The organism is Luteolibacter rhizosphaerae, from assembly GCF_025950095.1.
Taxonomy (GTDB): Bacteria; Verrucomicrobiota; Verrucomicrobiia; order Verrucomicrobiales; family Akkermansiaceae; genus Haloferula; species Haloferula rhizosphaerae.
Genome location: NZ_JAPDDR010000019.1, coordinates 1 through 17,850, shown reverse-complemented (window position 1 = coordinate 17,850; position 17,850 = coordinate 1). Strand labels below are relative to the sequence as shown.

The 17,850-nt window shown below is 62.2% G+C and carries 16 protein-coding genes; 6 read left to right on the top strand and 10 right to left on the bottom strand.

Features of this window, described 5'->3' with window-relative positions; genetic code table 11:
• Positions 1-15 precede the first annotated feature (15 nt).
• Positions 16-1,245, top strand: a complete 1,230-nt coding sequence (locus OJ996_RS24715; protein ID WP_264516422.1) for an aspartate aminotransferase family protein — start codon at positions 16-18, stop codon at positions 1,243-1,245.
• Positions 1,245-2,144 carry an ornithine carbamoyltransferase gene (argF, locus tag OJ996_RS24710; RefSeq protein ID WP_264516421.1) on the top strand — a complete coding sequence of 300 codons (900 nt, stop codon included), beginning with the start codon at positions 1,245-1,247 and terminating at the stop codon, positions 2,142-2,144. The genes OJ996_RS24715 and argF overlap by 1 nt, the downstream gene beginning before the upstream one ends.
• A 6-nt stretch (positions 2,145-2,150) precedes the next feature.
• Here argF and OJ996_RS24705 read toward each other — a convergent pair whose 3' ends face one another.
• From OJ996_RS24705 to OJ996_RS24690, 4 genes are all read right to left on the bottom strand, one after another.
• The gene (locus tag OJ996_RS24705; protein WP_264516420.1) at positions 2,151-2,744 is read right to left on the bottom strand and encodes a hypothetical protein; all 594 of its coding nucleotides are present in this window, start codon (positions 2,742-2,744) and stop codon (positions 2,151-2,153) included.
• A gap of 76 nt (positions 2,745-2,820) precedes the next feature.
• Complete coding sequence (locus tag OJ996_RS24700) at positions 2,821-4,638, bottom strand: DNA polymerase beta superfamily protein (RefSeq protein WP_264516419.1); 1,818 nt, start codon at positions 4,636-4,638, stop codon at positions 2,821-2,823.
• Positions 4,639-4,848: 210 nt separating this feature from the next.
• Positions 4,849-5,622: an HAD-IIA family hydrolase gene (locus OJ996_RS24695; RefSeq protein ID WP_264516418.1), complete on the bottom strand. Its 774-nt coding sequence runs from the start codon at positions 5,620-5,622 to the stop codon at positions 4,849-4,851.
• A 199-nt stretch (positions 5,623-5,821) separates the two neighbouring features.
• Positions 5,822-9,034 (bottom strand): PVC-type heme-binding CxxCH protein, encoded by a 3,213-nt coding sequence (locus OJ996_RS24690; protein WP_264516417.1) that lies wholly within the window; start codon positions 9,032-9,034, stop codon positions 5,822-5,824.
• A 165-nt stretch (positions 9,035-9,199) separates the two neighbouring features.
• Here OJ996_RS24690 and OJ996_RS24685 point away from each other — a divergent pair, with 165 nt between their 5' ends.
• On the top strand, positions 9,200-9,646 hold the full coding sequence (locus tag OJ996_RS24685; RefSeq protein ID WP_264516416.1) for a YkgJ family cysteine cluster protein: 447 nt from the start codon (positions 9,200-9,202) through the stop codon (positions 9,644-9,646).
• 194 nt (positions 9,647-9,840) lie between these two features.
• On the opposite strand, the gene OJ996_RS24680 is transcribed toward OJ996_RS24685, so the two are convergent.
• Positions 9,841-11,691, bottom strand: a complete 1,851-nt coding sequence (locus OJ996_RS24680; RefSeq protein WP_264516414.1) for a M48 family metallopeptidase — start codon at positions 11,689-11,691, stop codon at positions 9,841-9,843.
• A 423-nt stretch (positions 11,692-12,114) separates the two neighbouring features.
• Here OJ996_RS24680 and OJ996_RS24675 point away from each other — a divergent pair, with 423 nt between their 5' ends.
• Positions 12,115-12,612 (top strand): DUF6515 family protein, encoded by a 498-nt coding sequence (locus tag OJ996_RS24675; protein ID WP_264516413.1) that lies wholly within the window; start codon positions 12,115-12,117, stop codon positions 12,610-12,612.
• Between the two features lie 143 nt (positions 12,613-12,755).
• The gene (locus OJ996_RS24670) at positions 12,756-13,700 is read left to right on the top strand and encodes a family 43 glycosylhydrolase (protein ID WP_264516411.1); all 945 of its coding nucleotides are present in this window, start codon (positions 12,756-12,758) and stop codon (positions 13,698-13,700) included.
• A gap of 5 nt (positions 13,701-13,705) precedes the next feature.
• Here OJ996_RS24670 and OJ996_RS24665 read toward each other — a convergent pair whose 3' ends face one another.
• The 5 genes from OJ996_RS24665 to OJ996_RS24645 all read right to left on the bottom strand — a co-directional run bounded on the left by OJ996_RS24665 (position 13,706) and on the right by OJ996_RS24645 (position 16,443).
• Positions 13,706-14,149: a YciI family protein gene (locus OJ996_RS24665; RefSeq protein WP_264516409.1), complete on the bottom strand. Its 444-nt coding sequence runs from the start codon at positions 14,147-14,149 to the stop codon at positions 13,706-13,708.
• A 22-nt stretch (positions 14,150-14,171) separates the two neighbouring features.
• A complete protein-coding gene (locus tag OJ996_RS24660; protein WP_264516408.1) occupies positions 14,172-14,714 on the bottom strand; it encodes an SRPBCC family protein in 543 nt (180 codons plus the stop codon).
• 36 nt (positions 14,715-14,750) lie between these two features.
• Positions 14,751-15,167: a VOC family protein gene (locus tag OJ996_RS24655; RefSeq protein WP_264516407.1), complete on the bottom strand. Its 417-nt coding sequence runs from the start codon at positions 15,165-15,167 to the stop codon at positions 14,751-14,753.
• Between the two features lie 85 nt (positions 15,168-15,252).
• Positions 15,253-15,615, bottom strand: coding sequence for a DUF1428 domain-containing protein (locus OJ996_RS24650; RefSeq protein ID WP_264516405.1), 363 nt, complete (start codon positions 15,613-15,615; stop codon positions 15,253-15,255).
• Positions 15,616-15,672: 57 nt separating this feature from the next.
• Positions 15,673-16,443: a DUF899 domain-containing protein gene (locus OJ996_RS24645; RefSeq protein ID WP_264516404.1), complete on the bottom strand. Its 771-nt coding sequence runs from the start codon at positions 16,441-16,443 to the stop codon at positions 15,673-15,675.
• Positions 16,444-16,593: 150 nt separating this feature from the next.
• Here OJ996_RS24645 and OJ996_RS24640 point away from each other — a divergent pair, with 150 nt between their 5' ends.
• Positions 16,594-17,631 carry an SAM hydroxide adenosyltransferase gene (locus tag OJ996_RS24640; RefSeq protein WP_264516403.1) on the top strand — a complete coding sequence of 346 codons (1,038 nt, stop codon included), beginning with the start codon at positions 16,594-16,596 and terminating at the stop codon, positions 17,629-17,631.
• The last annotated feature ends 219 nt before the right edge of the window (positions 17,632-17,850 follow it).

Below are 17,850 nucleotides of genomic sequence, written 5' to 3'. Positions count from 1 at the left end.
GTCCGCCCCTTTCCCATGAGCCACGTCCTGCCCACCTATGCCCGCTTCCCCGTCACGCTGGTCCGCGGCGAAGGCACCCGCGTGTGGGATGACGCCGGGAAAAGCTACCTGGATTTCTGCACCGGCATCGCGGTCTGCGCGCTGGGCCACTGCCCGCCGCGGCTGGTGGAGGCGATCCGCGAGCAAGCCGGGACGCTGATGCATGTCTCCAACCTCTACTCCGTGCCGCAGCAGGGAGAGCTGGCGCGGGTGATCGTGGAAGACCACGTGAAGCTGCCGGGCAAGGTGTTCTTCGCGAACTCTGGCGCTGAATCCAACGACGGCCTGATCAAGACGGCGCGGCGCTTCGGCCACGCGCGGCCCCTGCCGGATGGCTCGCCGCGCTACGAGGTGATCAGCTTCACGAAGTCCTTCCACGGCCGGACGCTCGGCGGCATCAATGCCACCGGTCAGGACAAGGTGAAGGAAGGCTTCGACCCGATGCTGCCCGGCTTCCGGCATCTGCCGCTGAATGATCTGGCGGGGCTGGAAGCGGCAATCGCACCCGAGACCGTGGCGATCCTGTTAGAGCCGATCCAAGGCGAAGGCGGCGTGAACGTCGTGACGCCGGAATTCCTGCGGGGTGTGGCCGCGCTATGCAAGAAGCATGACCTGCTGCTGATGCTGGACGAGGTGCAGACCGGCTTCGGCCGCTGCGGCCAGCCGATGGCCTGGCGGGCGATCGCACCCGAAGTGCAGCCAGATGCCATCTCCTGGGCCAAGGGCATGGGTGGCGGTTTCCCCATCGGTGCCTTCTGGCTTTCCGAGCGAGCCATCGATGCCTCCGGGAAGACCCTCGCTTCGCTGATGGGGGCAGGTTCCCACGGCACCACCTATGGTGGCAATCCGCTGGCCTGCGCGGCATCGCTCGCTGTTCTCGCGGAAATCGCTGAGCAAGATCTGGGCGCGCATGTGTTGAAGCAAGAGCAGCGGATCCGGGAGCAGATCGCGGCTTGGAATCTGCCGGTGATTACCGAGGTGCGCGGCATCGGCCTGCTGCTCGGCATCGGGCTGGATGTCTCGAAGTTCGAAGTGCCGGAAGGCAAGCTGCCTGCAGGCTACGTCTGCGGCAAGCTGCTGGAAGCGGGACTGCTTGTTCCTCCCGCCGGCCCCGAAACGATCCGCCTTCTCCCACCGCTCAACGTCTCCGACAGCGAAGTCGACGAGGCGCTCGCGATTCTCAAAACCGTTCTCCAATCCCTGTGATGAAGCACCTGCTCTCTATCGAAGAACTGACTGCCACCGAGATCTCCACGTTGATCGACAACGCGGTGACCTTGAAGGCGGAGCGTGGCTATCACAGCGAACAGCCACTTGCGGGGCAAACCTGGGGGATGATTTTCACGAAATCGTCAACGCGGACACGCGTGTCCTTCGAGGTCGGCGTGCGCGAGCTCGGGGGCTTCCCAATGTTCCTCTCGAAGAACGATATCCAGCTCGGCCGCGGGGAGCCGATCAAGGACACCGCGCGGGTGCTGGGCCGGATGGTCCACGGCTGCATCATCCGGACCTTCGCGCAGCAGGATGTGGTGGACTTCGCGGAATACTCCGGCATCCCGACGATCAACGCGCTGACGGATGACGAGCATCCGTGCCAGATCCTGGCGGATCTGCTGACGGTGAAGGAAGTGCTGGGCGGCTGGGAAGGGAAGAAGATCGCCTTCATCGGTGACGGCTTCTCGAACATGACGATCTCCTGGATGTGGGCGGCGAAGAAGCTCGGCTTCGAGCTGGCGGTGGCGGCCCCTGCGGCCTTCCAGCCCACGGCGGAATTCCTGGCCAAGCTGGATGCGCCGAACGTAACGGTTACGACGGATCCCGTACTTGCGGCGAAGGGTGCCCATGTCATCAACACGGACGTGTGGCTCTCGATGGGTCAGGAGGACCAGAAGGACAAGGAAGAAGCTTTCGGGCCTTTCCAAGTGAATGCCGCACTCCTCCAGAACGCCGCGGAAGGTCATGTGGTGCTGCATTGCCTGCCGGCCTATCGCGGCAAGGAAATCACGGAAGAGGTGCTGGAGAAGCACGCCGATGTGATCTTCCAAGAAGCGGAGAACCGACTGCACGCGCAGAAGGCAATCCTGGTGGCATTGGCCAAGCGCTGAGGCGGATCAAAGCGCGGACTCCGGGGGCAAGAGCCTCCGGCTGGCCGCGACATCCGGATTCCGCTGTGCCTCCAAGCGGTAGTAGGCGATCAGCAGCTCCTCCTCCACGCCGAGGCGCTGGCGGATCTCGCGCAGGCTCATGTCCATCATGGTGCTGAAATCCACGGCATCGAGCCGGCGGCAGTTCGAGATGGCGGCGAGGTGCACGGCATCCCGAAAGACGCGGACCGCGCTGGGCGGAAAGCGATAGGCCTTCGGGTAAAGCTTCTCCGCCACCGCGGCGAAGAGGTCGGTGGCCGAGGTGCTCATCCGCTTGGTGGAACCCATGGTGAAGCCGATGGTGAAAGCTTCATCGATAAGCGTGGTGCCGCGGCCGAGCACGAGGTGGATGCAATCGTGGTGTTCCAGATTCACCCGGCCGCGGAACATCGAGAGAGGTGGCATGTCGAACGCAGGGTTCTCCATGAGGCGGACGATCAGCGGGACCTCCGATTGTGCGTTTCCGACTTCCATCAAGCGGCGCAGGCCTTCGCGGAGGGTGACAGTGCCCTCACGCAGGGGGAGGTGGAAGGTCTGCAAGCCGGGATGGTAGCCTGTCATGCTAACACAATCGGCCCAAAGTGCAGAAAGCCAAAGCCTCCTGTTTGGAATGGCTGGGTGCAAAACGCCCGCCCGCCTAAGGCTGCATTTTCCGCCGTACTCGCACCAGCAGAGCATTCACCGCATCCCGGTCCGGCTCGTCCTGTAGCGAGGATTTCAGGAATGCCTCCTGGACCTCCGCAAGCTGGCGCTCCGCCTGACTGACGAGATCATCGTACTCGAACTCCCCGGCGCGGACGCGGAGGAGGTAGTCCCGGTTCGGGCGGCGAACGCGCAGCACGCCCTCGCGGGCGATCTCCCCGGCCATATCGAGCAGGCGGAGGGTGTGCATGAGGTTCTTCGAGTCGTAGCCACGGCCGTGCTGGGCATTGGTGGCGTAGCGCTCGGGGTTCCGCTGGCCCACCCACTCCCAGTACTCGCGGTGGGCCTTGCAGTGGGCTTGGAAGGCATCCTGATTGAAGTGCATCCACGCCACCGGCACGGCCTCCTTCGTTACGCTGCTGAAGATCAGTGTGTCCGGATCATTCGGCGAAACGAGACCGCGGGACTCGCTACGAGGATCATCGTAGATGGCGAACATGCCGGCGGCGTGCTGCACCGCGGTGAGACTGCACTTCTTGAGATCGATGGACCGCGCGGCGAGCCACTCCAGCACCGGCACACTCCCCTGCCCTTGCGGCACGTGGCAGAAGTCGAGCATCGCGCGACGCTGCTCGGGCTGGGGATTCACGATCTTCTTGTTCAGGCCGCGGGCCTTGCGGATCTGGCCCATGGCGTACTCGCCGAAGGTTTTGGCACAGAGCTTCGAGAGAAATATCTCCGGCCGCAGGAGGGCGAACGCGGGATGGCGGTGCCGGATGCAGTCTTCCGGCATGGCCAGCAATTCGAGCGCGTTCGGATTGTTCCGCAGCAGCAGCGAGACAAAGTGCCCGAGCTCGTAGTAGACCTCATCCCCGCGTTCATCCGAGACCTGCTCGATCTCCCCGAGACCGAGCAGGAAATCCTGCGACGCGGCGAAGACACCGCGGCGGTCTTCATCCGAGTGTTCAAGATTCGTTCCAAAGGCGCGGCTGCCGGCAACCGAGTCGAGCAAGAGCAAGTCATGCTCGCGCACGCGTTCCAAGGTGAATGCCTCCACACGCGGAATCCGCTGTGCAGGACGGATCTCACCGAGGAAGAGACGGTCGAGTGCTTCACCATCGGCATTCCCCACCGGGACCTCAAGGTGCTCCTCGAAGGTTTGCTTGAGGTAGAGATCGAGGATGTCGATGCGGCCCATCCGCTCGCTCTCCGCCGTTCGCGCCTTGTGCTCCAGAAGCGCGGGCACCAGATCGCGGACTTCCGGCGGCGCGGTCGGCACCAATTGACCGAAGGGTACCGGCGGATTCCCCTTCCCATCCGCTACCCAGCGGGCGCAGAGAACCGAACGCAGCGCATACAGATAGTCCTTCGCGCGAACCTGCTCCGACTGAAGCTTGCCTAGCACCATTTGCCGGGCGAGGCCGAGGTAGTGATCGCGCGAGGCCTTGGGCGAGAACACCGCACGCGATGCCGACTGCCAGCGTTCGAGAAAACCGGGCTCGCTGCGATAAACGATCGGAGAGTGGAGCCACTCCACCAACGCGCCGTTCGACCTGCCCAAGAGACGAGCCGCCTTCCGCACGTCCCAGCCACCGGCATCCAGATCGTTTTCGATCGGCAGCTCGATGGTGTCCGCTTGATCCCAGATCGAGAGATACTCGTGAGCGGGACGGACGAAGAGGAAGCGGATGTCGTAATCGCTATCCGGCGAAGCGAAGCCCCAGGCGCGGCTGCCCGACTCGCAGGCGTAAGGGATCCTGACGCCATATCGCGCCTCGATTCCATCTAACAGCTCGTTGATCTCCCGATGCATCCCGGGAGGAGGTTGATGGCAAGAGCGGCGGCCGGAAAGGCCAAAGCAGAGCCCGGAACCAGCGGGCGAAAAGTTCGGCGGATACCACGGTCGGCTCCAGGGTTAAACCCAAGAAACCCTTCACCGACCGTGGCGAGCCGCGATGGACAGACCGTTAAACCCAAGAAACAGCCTATCCACCGCGGACCATCCGCTAACCAAGGAAAGCTCTCATTGTGCCAACGCCATCGGCATTTTATCGAAAATGAATTCGTCCGAGATCATGCCGACGTGATCGACCACGATGTCCGGCTGATACGCGAAGCGCTTGAGATCTTGGCGACGGGTTCCGCCGCTGAGCACCAGCACGCTGCGATAGCCCATCTGCACCGCGCCGAGGATGTCGGTCTCCATGGTGTCGCCCACCATGATGATCTCATCCGTGCGGAGGCCCATCTCCTTACGCGCCACGCGCATCATGATCGGGCTCGGCTTGCCGACGGAGAAAGCCTGCACTCCGGTCGCCTTCTCGATCATCGCGACAATCGCCCCGCAACCGGGGCGGATGCCTTGGTCGGTCGGGCAATTCGGATCGATGTTGGTGGCGATCAGACGCGCGCCCTTCTCAACCAGACGCACGCCGCGCTCGATCATCTCGAAGGTGAGCGTGCGGCCTTCACCGACGACCACGAAGTCAGCATCGTCATCCACCACGGTCAGGCCGTTGCGGTGAAGCGCCGCGGCGAGGCCATGCTCGCCGATCACGTAGGCGGTGCCGTCCGGCTTCTGGGAAGCAAGGAAGCGCGCGGTCGCCATCGCGCAGGTGAAGACTTCGTTCTCGCTTGCCTCGATGCCGAGGCGGCGGAGCTTCAATGCCACATCGCGGCGTGCCCGCTGCGAGTTGTTCGTGAGGAAGCGGAACGGAATCCCGTGGTTCCTCAAGCGGGTGATGAAGTCGGACGCACCGGGTACCAAACGGGAACCCCGGTAAATCACCCCGTCCATATCAAGTAAGAATCCAACGCGTGCCATGCCTCCGGACCTAGCGGCTGGCATGCCACCCGTGCCAGACCGCAAAAGCGCGGGCTGAGAGAGTCTCATGCCCGCGCTGAATTCCGGTGATCGAATTGAATGTTACGATTAATTAGCGAATCGATCCTGAGATTTCGCACCCGGACACTAAACGCAACGGGGTTTCCGACGGTTACTTGCCTTCGTTTTCCAAGGGATGCTCCTTGAGCAATTCTTCCGGACTATAGAAGCCCGTCTTGGCCTTCGTGTTTTCCCGTACCTTTGCCACAGTCTCCGGTTTCACAGATGAAGCCTGGTTGCCGAAACTATTGCGAATATATGTGAGTACACCTGCGAGTTCCTTGTCGTTCAGCAAGGGACCGAAGGGAGTCATCGGCGGCACGCCCTTGTTAGGATCGTAGTGAACGCCCTTTACCGTGATGGGCCCCATGAGCCCGTTCAGGGTGAGCTTGATCAGGCGCTCTTCATTGCCCGTGACCCATTCGCTACCGGCGAGAGGCGGATAAACACCGGCCAAGCCTTTGCCATCCGCTTGGTGGCAGATGGCGCAGTGGGCATCGCGAGAGAAGACTTCCTTGCCCACGCGCCAGAGCTCGAGATCGGCGGCTGAGAGCTTTGGCTCCGGTTCCGCCTTCGCGGTTTCCTCGGGCTCGATCTTCAATTTGCCATCGAGGTAATCGGCGGCACGCGGATTGTTAGATAGGTCGAGCTTACCTTCCTTCTTCAGGAGCTCGATATCGTCCTTCAGGGTGATGAAGGCGGTCTTGATCGCTTCCGGCATCCACTTGTCGATCGGATGCCTCAGCACTTCGAGCGCGATGCGGGCACCATCCGCATTGTCCATCCAGGAAGCCGCGGCGAGGGCTTCCAGACGGACCTGAGGATGCTCATCGTTGGCGGCCTTCGTCAGCAAGGCGACGTGATCCGGCACCTTCCTCCAGGAATGACGGAGCACCTCCACCGCGGCAGCACGTGCCTGATGAGCCTTCGCGTTCAGGCATTGTTCAAGCAGATCGTGGTCGATGCGGTTCTGCGCCCACGTCACCCACATGGCTTCGGAGAGGTGGTGCTCGTAGCGGGGATCCGCCTTGTCGAGCGTGCCCGCCCATGCCTTCGCGGCGGCAACCACGATCTCCGGCTTGTGCCCGCGAAGTTCGCGGCGCGCGCGGTAGCGGGTGCGGTATTCCGGTTCCTTCAGCAGGGTGAAGAGCTGCGGGATCTCCGCACCGGCGATGCTTGCGGTCGGCACGGTCGGACGGGACTTGTGGCTGATGCGGTAGATGCGGCCGTGCGTCTTGCCGCGCTTGGGATCACGCGCCGAGTGCTGCATGTGGCCGATCAGCGCGTTGTGCCAATCGGTGATGTAGAGCGAGCCATCCGGTGCAAACTCGAGATCCGCGGGACGGAAGTTCGGATCGGATGAAGTAAGCAAATCGCCGAGGTGCTTGCCGGAGAAGCCGCCGCCGTCTTCCCACACCTGATGAATGCTGGTGCCGAGGAAGCCGATCGAGTTGTTGGTCATGAAGCCGCCCTGCAACTCATCCGGGAAGTGGCGGGAGGAGATGAACTCCGCACCCGCCGTGGGACGGGCCCGCTTCGGTGCGAATTCCGCAATCTTCCCCGTTTCGTAGCCGAAGGGGGCCTTGATCGAGATTGGCAGCGCCCACCAGTTATTACCACCCGAGGCATCCGCGATGAAGCACTGCTGCCAATCGTTAAAGGCGATGCCCCATGGATTGTTGAAGTAGGTCTGCACGTAGCGGTCGAGGCGCCAGGTCTTCGGATCGAAGCGCCAGATGCCGCCGCCGCTGCAGCGCTGCGGGCCATAGGGGGTCTCCACCTGGGAGTGCAGAAACACGCCCTCTCCCATGTAGATGGCACCCGCCGCATCCGTGGAGAAAGCGTGGATGGCGTGGTGCGTGTCGTGCGGGTCGAAGCCGTGGAGCAAGTACTCGCGGCGATCGGCCTTGTCATCACCATCCGAATCACGCAGCAGCATCAGGTTCGGCTCCTGCGAGACGTAGACACCTTCCGGCGCGAGCTCGATGCCGATGGGCAGGTGCAGGCCGTCCGCGAAGATGGTCTGCTTGTCCGCGCGGTTGTCGCCATCCGTATCCTCCAAGATCAGGATCTTGTCGTTCGGCATCGGATCGCCCGGCCGGTAGTGCGGGTAAGAGGGCATGGTGCAGACCCAGAGACGGCCCTTGTTGTCGAAGGTCATCTGCATCGGGTTCGCGATGTCCGGGAAATCTTCCTCGGAGGCGAAGAGGCCGATTTCGAATCCATCCATCAGGGTGAAAGACTTCAGCGATTCCTTCTCCCGCAAATAGCGGATCGGTTGCTCGAAGTTCGTGACGACCGGATCAAGCTTGCGGGTCTTCGCGTCCTCCGCTTCCAGCTTGGGATCTTCGTTCTTAAGGGTGCGCCAGATCGCCAGATCCCGGTTCACGGTCATCTCGCGGATCTTCTCAATCTCCTGCGGGTAGTTGAAATCGCCGAAGGGCTTCCAGCGCCGGCCATAGGCATGGACGCCGTTGAGCATGCGATGGTCATTGTGCCAGAACCAGGATTTCTCGATCACCATCTTCCGCACGCGATCCGGATTGGTCACGAGCGTCATCTGCCCTTGGCGGTAGAGTTCGTTCGCCAATACCGTGGAGACTCGGCGGTCACCAAGATCATTGAGGGAGAATCCGTTGATCGTGAGCGGCTCCTTGAGCTCGTCGTAGAGCTTGCGGGTGGGTTCGAGGAGATCGACGAATCCCACCTTATGCGCGGCGGCTACCTGCTTGATGACCTCCGCATACAGGGCGAGGTTCTCGTTCTCCTTCTTGCCGTCCGGCAGGTCGTAAAACTGGGTCAGGTCTTCAAAGCTGATCGGAGAAACCAGAATCAACTTCGGCGCGCTGGTGCCGTTGTACTTCTGCGCCAGCGTGTGTGTAACGAAAGCCTCGAGCTCTGCCCGGAAGCGGGTCACGCCTCCCGCGCCCTCGAAGGATTCGTTGATACCGAAAAAGGCGAGGATGGTGTCCGCCTTGCAAACGGTGAGCCACTCGTCTTCCGAGGGGTAGTGACCCTCCCCGCGATGGAGCGCGAGCTCGGGGTGGAACTTCTCCGCACCCTCGAAGGCCCAAGGGGTCTTGCGGCCGGCACGCGGGCGATAGCTGGGCGTGTCACCCGGGAAGCACATGTTCCGGATCGTGAGCTGGTGATCCGGGTAGCGGAGCTGCAGCTCGGTTTCAAAGTTCCCGAAATACTGCATGCGCTCGCCCAAGCCATTGCCGATCATGACGATGTGCTCGTTCTTGGCCGGGGCCTCGAAGACCGGGGCTGCGTATAGCAGCGGCGCGGTCGCCAACGCGGTGAGTAGGGATCGGATCTTCATGACAAATGGGTAACCGGGGCGGCTCCTACCGGGGAAGCAGGGAAATTCTGTCTGATCCCCTTTCCTTCGTCCGTCGCATAAAGATGCGAATCAAGGTCACTGCGGAAGCTTCAAGTCCGGCTTGAGGGACCGGAGCCCCTGATCTACGAAGAAACAAGCTCTCCCGTGAAGCAGCCCGGACCCGATCTCAAAGCCATCGCCGCGGAGGTCCGCACCATCTACCGCGAGTGGGAGGAGCGACCGCTCGACCGCGGCTGCACCGGGCGGGGCGATTGCTGCCGCTTCCGGATGACCGGCCGCACCCCTTTCCTGACCAAGGGCGAGGCCCTGGTGGCAGCCGTCGCGTGGCGGGCGGCAGGCCGGAGTTCCGTGCCGGAGACGGTGGACGGAGCCTGCCCCTTCCTGAAGGAAGGTCGCTGCCAGATCTACGAGGGCCGCCCTTTCGGTTGCCGCACCCATTTCTGCGATGCCGCGGGCGGACCGGCCTCCCGGAAGGACGTGCGGGACCTAATCCAGCGCCTGGAGGACATCGATTTCCGGCTCGGAGGCCGGGGCGGGGTCAACCTGCCCGCCGCCGTCGCCGCTGCCATGAGCGGCGAAAAGCGCCGCTAGCCGAGATGCGGGCAAAAAAATTGCCGCCGGGGTCCCACCCCCGGCGGCTAAAATCATCAACCCCTTTCAGGCTGACAATGTGCTGTTCACCCTTACATGAAAACACACGCAGTGCGCGGTCTTCATAGGATCAGACAGGCCAGCCCTCCTGATGTTCAAAGATTCCGAAACTTTTTTCCGGAGTGGGGGAGGACCTACCTGCGGCGGTAAACCTCGCTATCCGCAACCTGACGCCGGAGTGCCCGGAGTATCGGCCTGGTCCCCTCATCGTAGCGCAGCGGCTGGACGAAGGCGTCCACCTCCCAGCGCTCCGCCACGCGGGCCAGCAATTGCTGCTGCATTCGCTCCGAGACCGGCTTGAAGGCGGGCCAGCGCTGCTCCACCACCAGCACGAGGTGCCGCCAGCGAGGAAAGTGCTTCACCTCCCGGGCGCCCAACCAGACCCGGCGGATCGCGGGGTCCGTCGCCAAGACCTCCCGCAGGAGCTCGAGCTCGGTTTCGCCCAAATCGTGGGGGAGAAAGGAATCACCTTTGCCCACGCTGCCCCGTTCGATCAAGGCCTCACGCATTTCCCGCTCATGGCGGTCCGCCCGGGCTTCCAGAAGCTTAGCGGCATCGGGATCTCCGAAGCGGGAATAATAGCGGGCCATGGTTTCATAGGATTTCACCGCGAGGGTGGGATCCGAGGCGGCCTTCTCCAGAAACACCGTCGAGCTTTTCTGGCCCTTCTCCGCCAAATGAGATCCGCGCAGGAACAAGGCTCCGGCATGGTCCGGACGGCGTTCGAGCAGCTTGACGATCTCCGGCTGGAGCCTCTCCAAGCCATCGATGCGCGAGAGGGAGGCAATCCGTTTCCAAGATTCCAGCACGGCCCGGTATTCCGCCGCCGCACTGCTGCTGCCGCCTAGCGACTTCCGCGAGACCAAGGCACCTGCGAGCCAGGCAGCGCTGAATCGGGAGCGAGCGGAGGCCACGAATTCCGGCGCCAGAAATTCCGCGGCGGCGGAATGACCCGGGACCAAAGGGCCCGGGAGAGGCTCGCCTTGGCCCAAGCGCGACAGGCGATCCGAAAGGGCGGGGTGTTGGTCGAGAAGGCCGGTGGTTTTCCCGAGGGCTTGGGCAGCCCATCTTTCCTCCTCGGCGGCTTCCGGAACGCTGCGAATCAGCGAGGAAACCCGACTCATCACATCCGCCGGAAGCTCCGCCCGTCCCGGGATCGCGAGCTCCAAGGGCTGCCAGATTTGCTCGTCCAAGCGGCTGGCTTGGATGGCCAGACGGCGTAGGCCGGAGGCCAGGGCCTCCGCCGAGACGGCCTCCGCGGAAACGCGGTCCGCTTCCAGTTCATGATAGCGTGAAAGGAGGAAGGCCCGGGAATTGAAGCGCGGCCAGAACCAGTGGAAGAACTTCGAGAGTCCCGGGCAAAAGCGGCTGGCCGAGATCTGCCCGACGATCCTTTCCCAAGTCATCCGCGTGCGGTGTAGCCAAGCCCGGAGCCTGCCGTCCGGCCCGGAAACATGGGCGAGTTCGTGGGCGAGCACCGCACGGAATTCCTCCGGGCTGAGCGCTTCCATCAGGGGTAAGCCGATCACCAGGTAGGTTCTATACCAGCCGAAGACCCCGAGACGCGGATTCTGCACCGCCGAGGCATTCAACTCGGGATCCAACAGGAGCTGATGCAGATGGATCCCCCCCGCAGCCCGGCTAGTCTCCCGGATGACCCGGTGCAGCTCGGGGTGGCTGGCTTCGTCCAGGGTGATCCCTTCCGGCGGAACGAAGCGCACCCACAGGGACCCGAGGATCAGCACGGAGGCCAAGGAACCGAGAAGCGCCGCCACCGCGGCGACAAAAGTCCAAGTCGGGCCGTGAAATTTTACCGCCACGTAAAGGCCAACGGCAAAGAGCAGTGCGCACATGAAAAGCGCCGCGAGCAAGACGAGATATCCCAATGCGACCCAAGCCAAGGTCTCCCGCAATAGCCCGCGCGGCTGGTCGCTCCACGAGCGATCCAGCTCCGCTACAAGGGAATTGAAGGTATCGCGGGTCATCCGCAGGGGGGTAAAAGTGCGGGGCGCTGGTTAAGCTAACGGCAACCTCAGCACAACATCAAAAACCTAACATGCTCTAATATTCCGGCATTCATGAATCCTGTTTTTGATTCACGCAATCGCCAGATAATCAGTTGCATGCAAAAGGACGAAGCCATGCCGAAAATGGCTTAAAAATGCTGAAAATATGACATGAAGCCATAACCTTAACCTCGCATCCTTCTATAAATGAAATTCACAACAAGGTCGCAAAATCGGACATCCCGATGAGTTCTCTCCCATGCAGGCTGCACGCCGGTCCGGATGCAGCCTGCACCGGGTGAGGGAGTAGACGAATGCGGCAAGCTCTCCCAAGCAACTGAAGGCCAATTCCATGCGTGGTCATCCGGGGAGTGGGTACAGGGCCTGCAAGAGAGGAGGCCCATGAAAACCAAATCAACCTTGCTGATGCTGATTGTTGCCGGGTCCGGCGCTCTCCTTACGAGCTGTGTGGTGGATACCTATCCGAGCCACAGCACCACGGTGGTCGAACCGGCCTACCGCCCCGGCTACACGATCAACACGCTTCCCTCCGGCTATCGGGCCGAGGTGATCGGAGGAACCCGCTACTACTACCACAATAACGTCTACTACCGCCCGCAGGGCCGGAGCTACGTGGTGGTAGATTCGCCGCATCGTCACGTGCCGCGCCACGATCATGATCGGGACCACGACTGGGACGGCCGTCGTGATCGCGACCGGGACTGGGATCGCCGTGGCCCCGGCCCAGGACCGGGCCGTGATCGCAACGTGACCGTGATCCGCGAACTCCCGAATGGCTACACGGTGGTGAATCACCGCGGCCAACGTTACTACCGTGCAGGCGACCGCTACTATCAATCGAGCGGCGGTGGGTACATCATCGTCGGAAGTCCCTTCTAAGGCACTGCCGGGATTACTATTTCCCAGCCGTAGCAGCCCGTCCGCATCTGCGGGCGGGCCTTTCTTTTTGTTTGGCAGATGGTTTTCGTTTGTAGGGCGAGATTTTCGCAAGACGTCGGCATCTTGGGACGGTAACGGAGGGCATGCTCCTCCGCCTGCTGGCTGCCATCGCCCTGATCCTACCCCTACCGGCGAACCCGGTGATGGACGGAGCGGACCCGCACGCGCTGGTTTCGGGGCGCGACTACTGGATGTATCCGACGGAGGCCCGGAGCCGGCGGCCCATTTTTGCGGCCTACCGCTCCACCGATCTCAGGACTTGGAAGCGGGAGGGCACGATCCTCGACTTGGACAAGGTGCCGTGGGTGAAGGCCGATGGCGCGCCGTGGCACGGTGCTTGGGCGCCGGGGATGACCGAGAAGGGCGGGAAGTTCTATTTCTACTACTCGGTGGGACCACAGGATCCCACTCCCAGCCGGATCGGAGTGGCGGTGGGGGATTCCCCGACCGGCCCTTTCACCGACAGCGGCAAACCGCTGCTGACCGGCGGAAACGGATTCGAAGCGATCGACCCGATGGTCTTCGTGGACCCGGCGGATGATAGGGCGTGGTTCTACGCCGGAGGCAGCGCCGGGGCGACGCTGCGGGTCTTCGAGATGAATCCGGACATGGTCTCCTTCAAGCGCGAGGTGACCGTGAAGCAACCGGAGAAGTTTACCGAGGGCGCCTTCATGCACCGGCGCGGGAAGATTTACTACCTCTCCTACAGCCACGGAAAGTGGAACGACTCCAGCTACTCGGTGCACTACGCGACCGCGAGTTCACCGGAAGGTCCCTGGCACTACCGCGGCTGCGTCTTGGAAAGCGATGCGAAGCACCAGGGCCCGGGCCATCATTCCTTCGTGGAGAATCCGTCCACGAAGGAATGGTTCATCGTCTATCACCGCTGGGAAACCGCGAAGAAGGAAGGCCCCTTCCGCGGCGGCCGGAAGATCGCGGTGGAGAAGGTGGACTACGACGACAAGGGGCTGATCAAAACGATCCGCATGACCGACGGAAAGTCGCCGGTCTCACCGGTGCGGCGTTAAGGGACTCAGACCGTGGCGGCGCGCTGGCGGAGGCGCTCGTGCACCGGGCACTCCGGGGCAATCCGGCGAACCTCCGTGATCATGCCATGCTTCAGTAGCGGCGAGGTCTGCGCGATGGCCACCGCTTCATCTTCGGTTTCCACCTGGATGATGAGATAGCCGGCCACCGCTTCCTTCGCTTCCGCGAAGGGCCCGTCGGTGACGGCGATGCGGCCATCCCTCAACGCGATCGATTTCCCACCTTCGTAAAGCGGAGTTCCGCCGATGACGATGCCGCGGCTGGCGATTCCATCGAACCAGAGGGCGACCTCATCCATGACGGTGCTGACTTGATCGGAGCTCAGGTCCTTGTCCCAAGTGCCGTGACGGAAGAGGAACATGTAGCGGACCGGATCGGCGACGGGGTTCTCGGCGGAACCAACCGGGTGGTGACTTTTGATGGCGGACATCGTCTTGAGGAGTGAACGGGTGTCAGTTGGCGGCCGGAGCCGGGGCTTCCGCAGCGGCCTTGATATCGGCGAGGCCCTTCTCGAACTCGCCGCCGACCATCTTGTCCATGCTCATGAACAGGCTGAAGGCCTTACCCATGAAGCTGTTCTTGCCCGTCATCGTCCAAGTAACGGTGGTGCCATTGCCCTCGGGTTTGAAGGTGAACTCCACATCGTTATCGCCCGCGAAAGGCTTCACGAAGATCAGGTCGATCAGGATCCGCTCGTTCGCCTGACTCTCGAGGATGGTCATGTTCCCCTCCCCGGTCTTCTGGCTCACCCAAGCATACTTGGCCCCCTTCCCCTCGGCCGGTCCATCGAAGGTGACCTTGGTATCCGGGTCCATCTTCAGCCACGGCGACCAGCCCGCCCAGTTGCGGAAGTCGTTCACCTGGGCAAAGGGCGCGGACGGCGGGGCATTCACGGTGGTGGAGCGGCTGACGGAGAAATCCGCCGGCTGCATCGCAATCACCGCGAAGAGCACGACCACAAGGGCCGCGAGGATGAGGAGTATTTTCTTCAACATGACCGGGAGGGGATAGGGTTAAGGCTGCAACAGGGTTCAGGGCACGACATTGATCATCCAGGCGACGCCGAAGCGGTCCGTGACCATGCCGAAGCAGGGTGACCAGAAGGTCTTGCCGAGCGGCATGCCGATCTCGCCGCCGTCCTTGAGCGCGTCGAAGATGCGGTTGGCATCGGCCTCGGTGGCGGGATTCAGGGACAGGGACATGCCCTCGAACTTCGGGCCCTTGTCGCCGGTGCATTGGCCGTCGGAGACCATCAGGATGCTATCCCCGATCTTGAGGCTGCCATGCATGATCTTCTCGCCATCGGGCATGGGCCCGTCCCCGCAGGGCTCGGGGCTATCCTTGAAGCGCATGAGCATCTGGACTTCGGCACCGAGGGCTTGCTTGTAGAATTCGACGGCTTCTTCGCAACGACCGGAAAAGCCCCAGAGGTAAGGTTCAATCTTCATTGGTGGTGGAGGAGGAATGGTTGGTTTCGTCAATCCGACGAATGGCGGGGAGGGAATCGGACAAGGCCGGTGATTTTTTCCGGACTCAGCCTTCGACGAAGGTGGTGAAGCCGCCGTAGGCCATCTTCTTGGAGTCGAAGGGCATGCCGGCCTCGCCGCACATCTCGTTCATCCGGGGATCGGCCATCACCTTGGCATTCACCTCGTCGCGATGTTCGCGGGAATTGTAGGCGATGTAGGCGAAAACGACCGTTTCGTCCGGACCGGCGCCCGCCAGGGTGCGGAAGCTGAGCACATCCTTGATGTCGAGGTCATCGCCGACGCATTCGCGATATTCGATGGCGCCGTATTCCTTCCAGACCTTCGAGGCCTTCGACGACATTTCCTTGTAGGCTTCGATCTTATCCTTGGGCAGCGGCAGTACGAATCCGTCAATGTATAGAGACATGGCTATTTGGGGTTGGTGTTTATCCGCGGGAGGCGGGGTTTCGGTTTCAGGAGAATTCTATTTTCCGCTCTGGCAGCAGGATGGCCCGGAGGCTTCCTCGTAGCGGTCGTGGTATTTGACCCAGTCCTTGCCATCGCCTTCCTCGTTCCGACCGAGCGGAGTGAGATCAAGGTAATGGTGGGCACCGATCAGGACATCTAGCCCGCGGGAGTAGGCGGAGTAGGTGCGGTAGATGCTGCCATCCTCGCCCTTGATAAAGACGCTGATGCCGGGGAGTTCCTCGAAGAGGTAAGGTGAGGTGGAAAAATTGTAGTCGATCTTGCCGGTGGCGATTTCCTCCGGCGTGAAGGTAACTCGGAAGTCCCGGTTGAAATCGGTGCCGTGGGAGGAAACCCAGTCGAAGTGCCAGCCCATCCGCTTCTTGAAGGAGGCGATCTCCGACAAGGAAGCACGGGAAACGGCAACGATCATCACATCATGATGCTTCAGGTGCTGGAGGGGGCCCGCAATGTGGTCCGCCTGATAGGAACAGCCGGGACAGGCGACCGTATCGCCGGGCGTGAACATGAGATGGTGGACAATGAGCTGGCTGCGGCCTTGGAACAGATCCGCCAAGCCGAGCTTACCCTCCGGTCCTTCGAAAACGTAGTCCTTTTCGACCTTCACCCATGGCAGTTCCCGGCGCTTGGCGCTGAGCTGATCGCCCAAGCGGGTGTATTCCTTCTCCTTAGCCAGCAATTCCTTGCGAGCCTCGATCCATTCCGCTTGGGACACCACCGGATGTCCGGCGGCGGCCTTCTGGTTTTGTTCCGTGAATGAGGTGCTCATGGGTCGGTTTTCAATGAATCGACGAACGGGCAGCGGCGATCAGGACAGAGCCGGGAAGATTATGTCACCCTCGGCTCGCGAAGAATAGGGCGCAAGGGAGGCGTGGATTTCTCCTCCCCTTGGGTGGGAAAGGGTTCCTAGGATGAGGATATGAGACTTCTCGGGGCTTTGTTGGGAATGCTGGCAACCATCCTGCCGCTGCAGGGCGAGGTGTCGCGCGGGGAGATCGAGGGGGCGAAGTACATGATCGCCACGCCGGAGAAGTGGGAGGGCAAGCTGGTGCTGATCGCGCACGGCTACCGCCCGGAAGGCGGGGAGCTGGACGGCGATTTCGACGCGAAGGACGAGTTCGCGACCGGTCTCCTGGAGAAGGGCTGGGCGATCGCGGCGACGAGCTACCGGCGGAACGGGTGGATCGTCGAGGACGCCATCACCGACCTGAAGAACCTGCGTGCCCAAGTGGTGAAGCAATACGGCGAGCCGAAGCGCAGCGTGCTGCTGGGTAGCTCGATGGGAGGCCTGATCGGGACCCTGATAGCGGAAGGCGCGATGGAAGGCGTGGACGGGGTGGTGCTGGTGGGTGCCTACTTGGGCGATCCCTCGCGGGAGGAAGGCCGCTACTACCCCGCGCTGAAGTTCCAGCCGAAGGTTCCGGTGCTGCACCTGACCAACGAAACCGAACTGGACCACCCGAAGCACTACCGGCAGGAGGTCGGAGCGGACAAGGTGGCGCTGTGGGAGATCAAGCGTCCGGGGCACTGCAACGTCTCCGACATCGAGCGCCTGAACGGGGTGCTGGCGGTCAGCGATTGGATCGAGGGCAAGGAAGTCGCGAAGGAGAAAGATGGCACCGTGGGATCGCCGGAACGCCCGAGCACGGCGAGGAAGGAGGACGGCGTCTTGGTGGGGAAAGTCACGGTGGTTTCCGAATCCTGGGGCAATGTCTCGACCGATCTAGTCGCGAAGGATTTTGAAACGCTGGGGCTAAGGGTCGGGGATACCGCGGTGCTGCAGGGGGCGAAGAAGATCGAGGTGCAGGTGGTGCGGTATTGGAGCGATCTGGAGGCGGGGAAGGCGGGGGTGTATCTGACGCCGTCCGGCTGGGGTGCGGTGGTGGTGAATCGCGGCAACGCGGCGGAGATGCTGGGGGTGAAGACGGGGGATGAGGTGAGGATCGGGAAGAAGTGATTTTTTGCCGCGAAGAGGCGCAGAAGGGCGCAAAAATCGAGCAGCCATGAAGAAGCGGAATGTGCTGACATTGCCCCTTCGTGCGTTGACCGTGATCTTACTTTGAAAGCGCGGACACGGTTTCGGGGGTTAGCTGTGGTTGAGGGATTGTTCGTATTCCACGGGCGATTGATAGCCCAGCGAGCTGTGGAGGCGCACCGGGTTGTAAAAGGTTTCGAT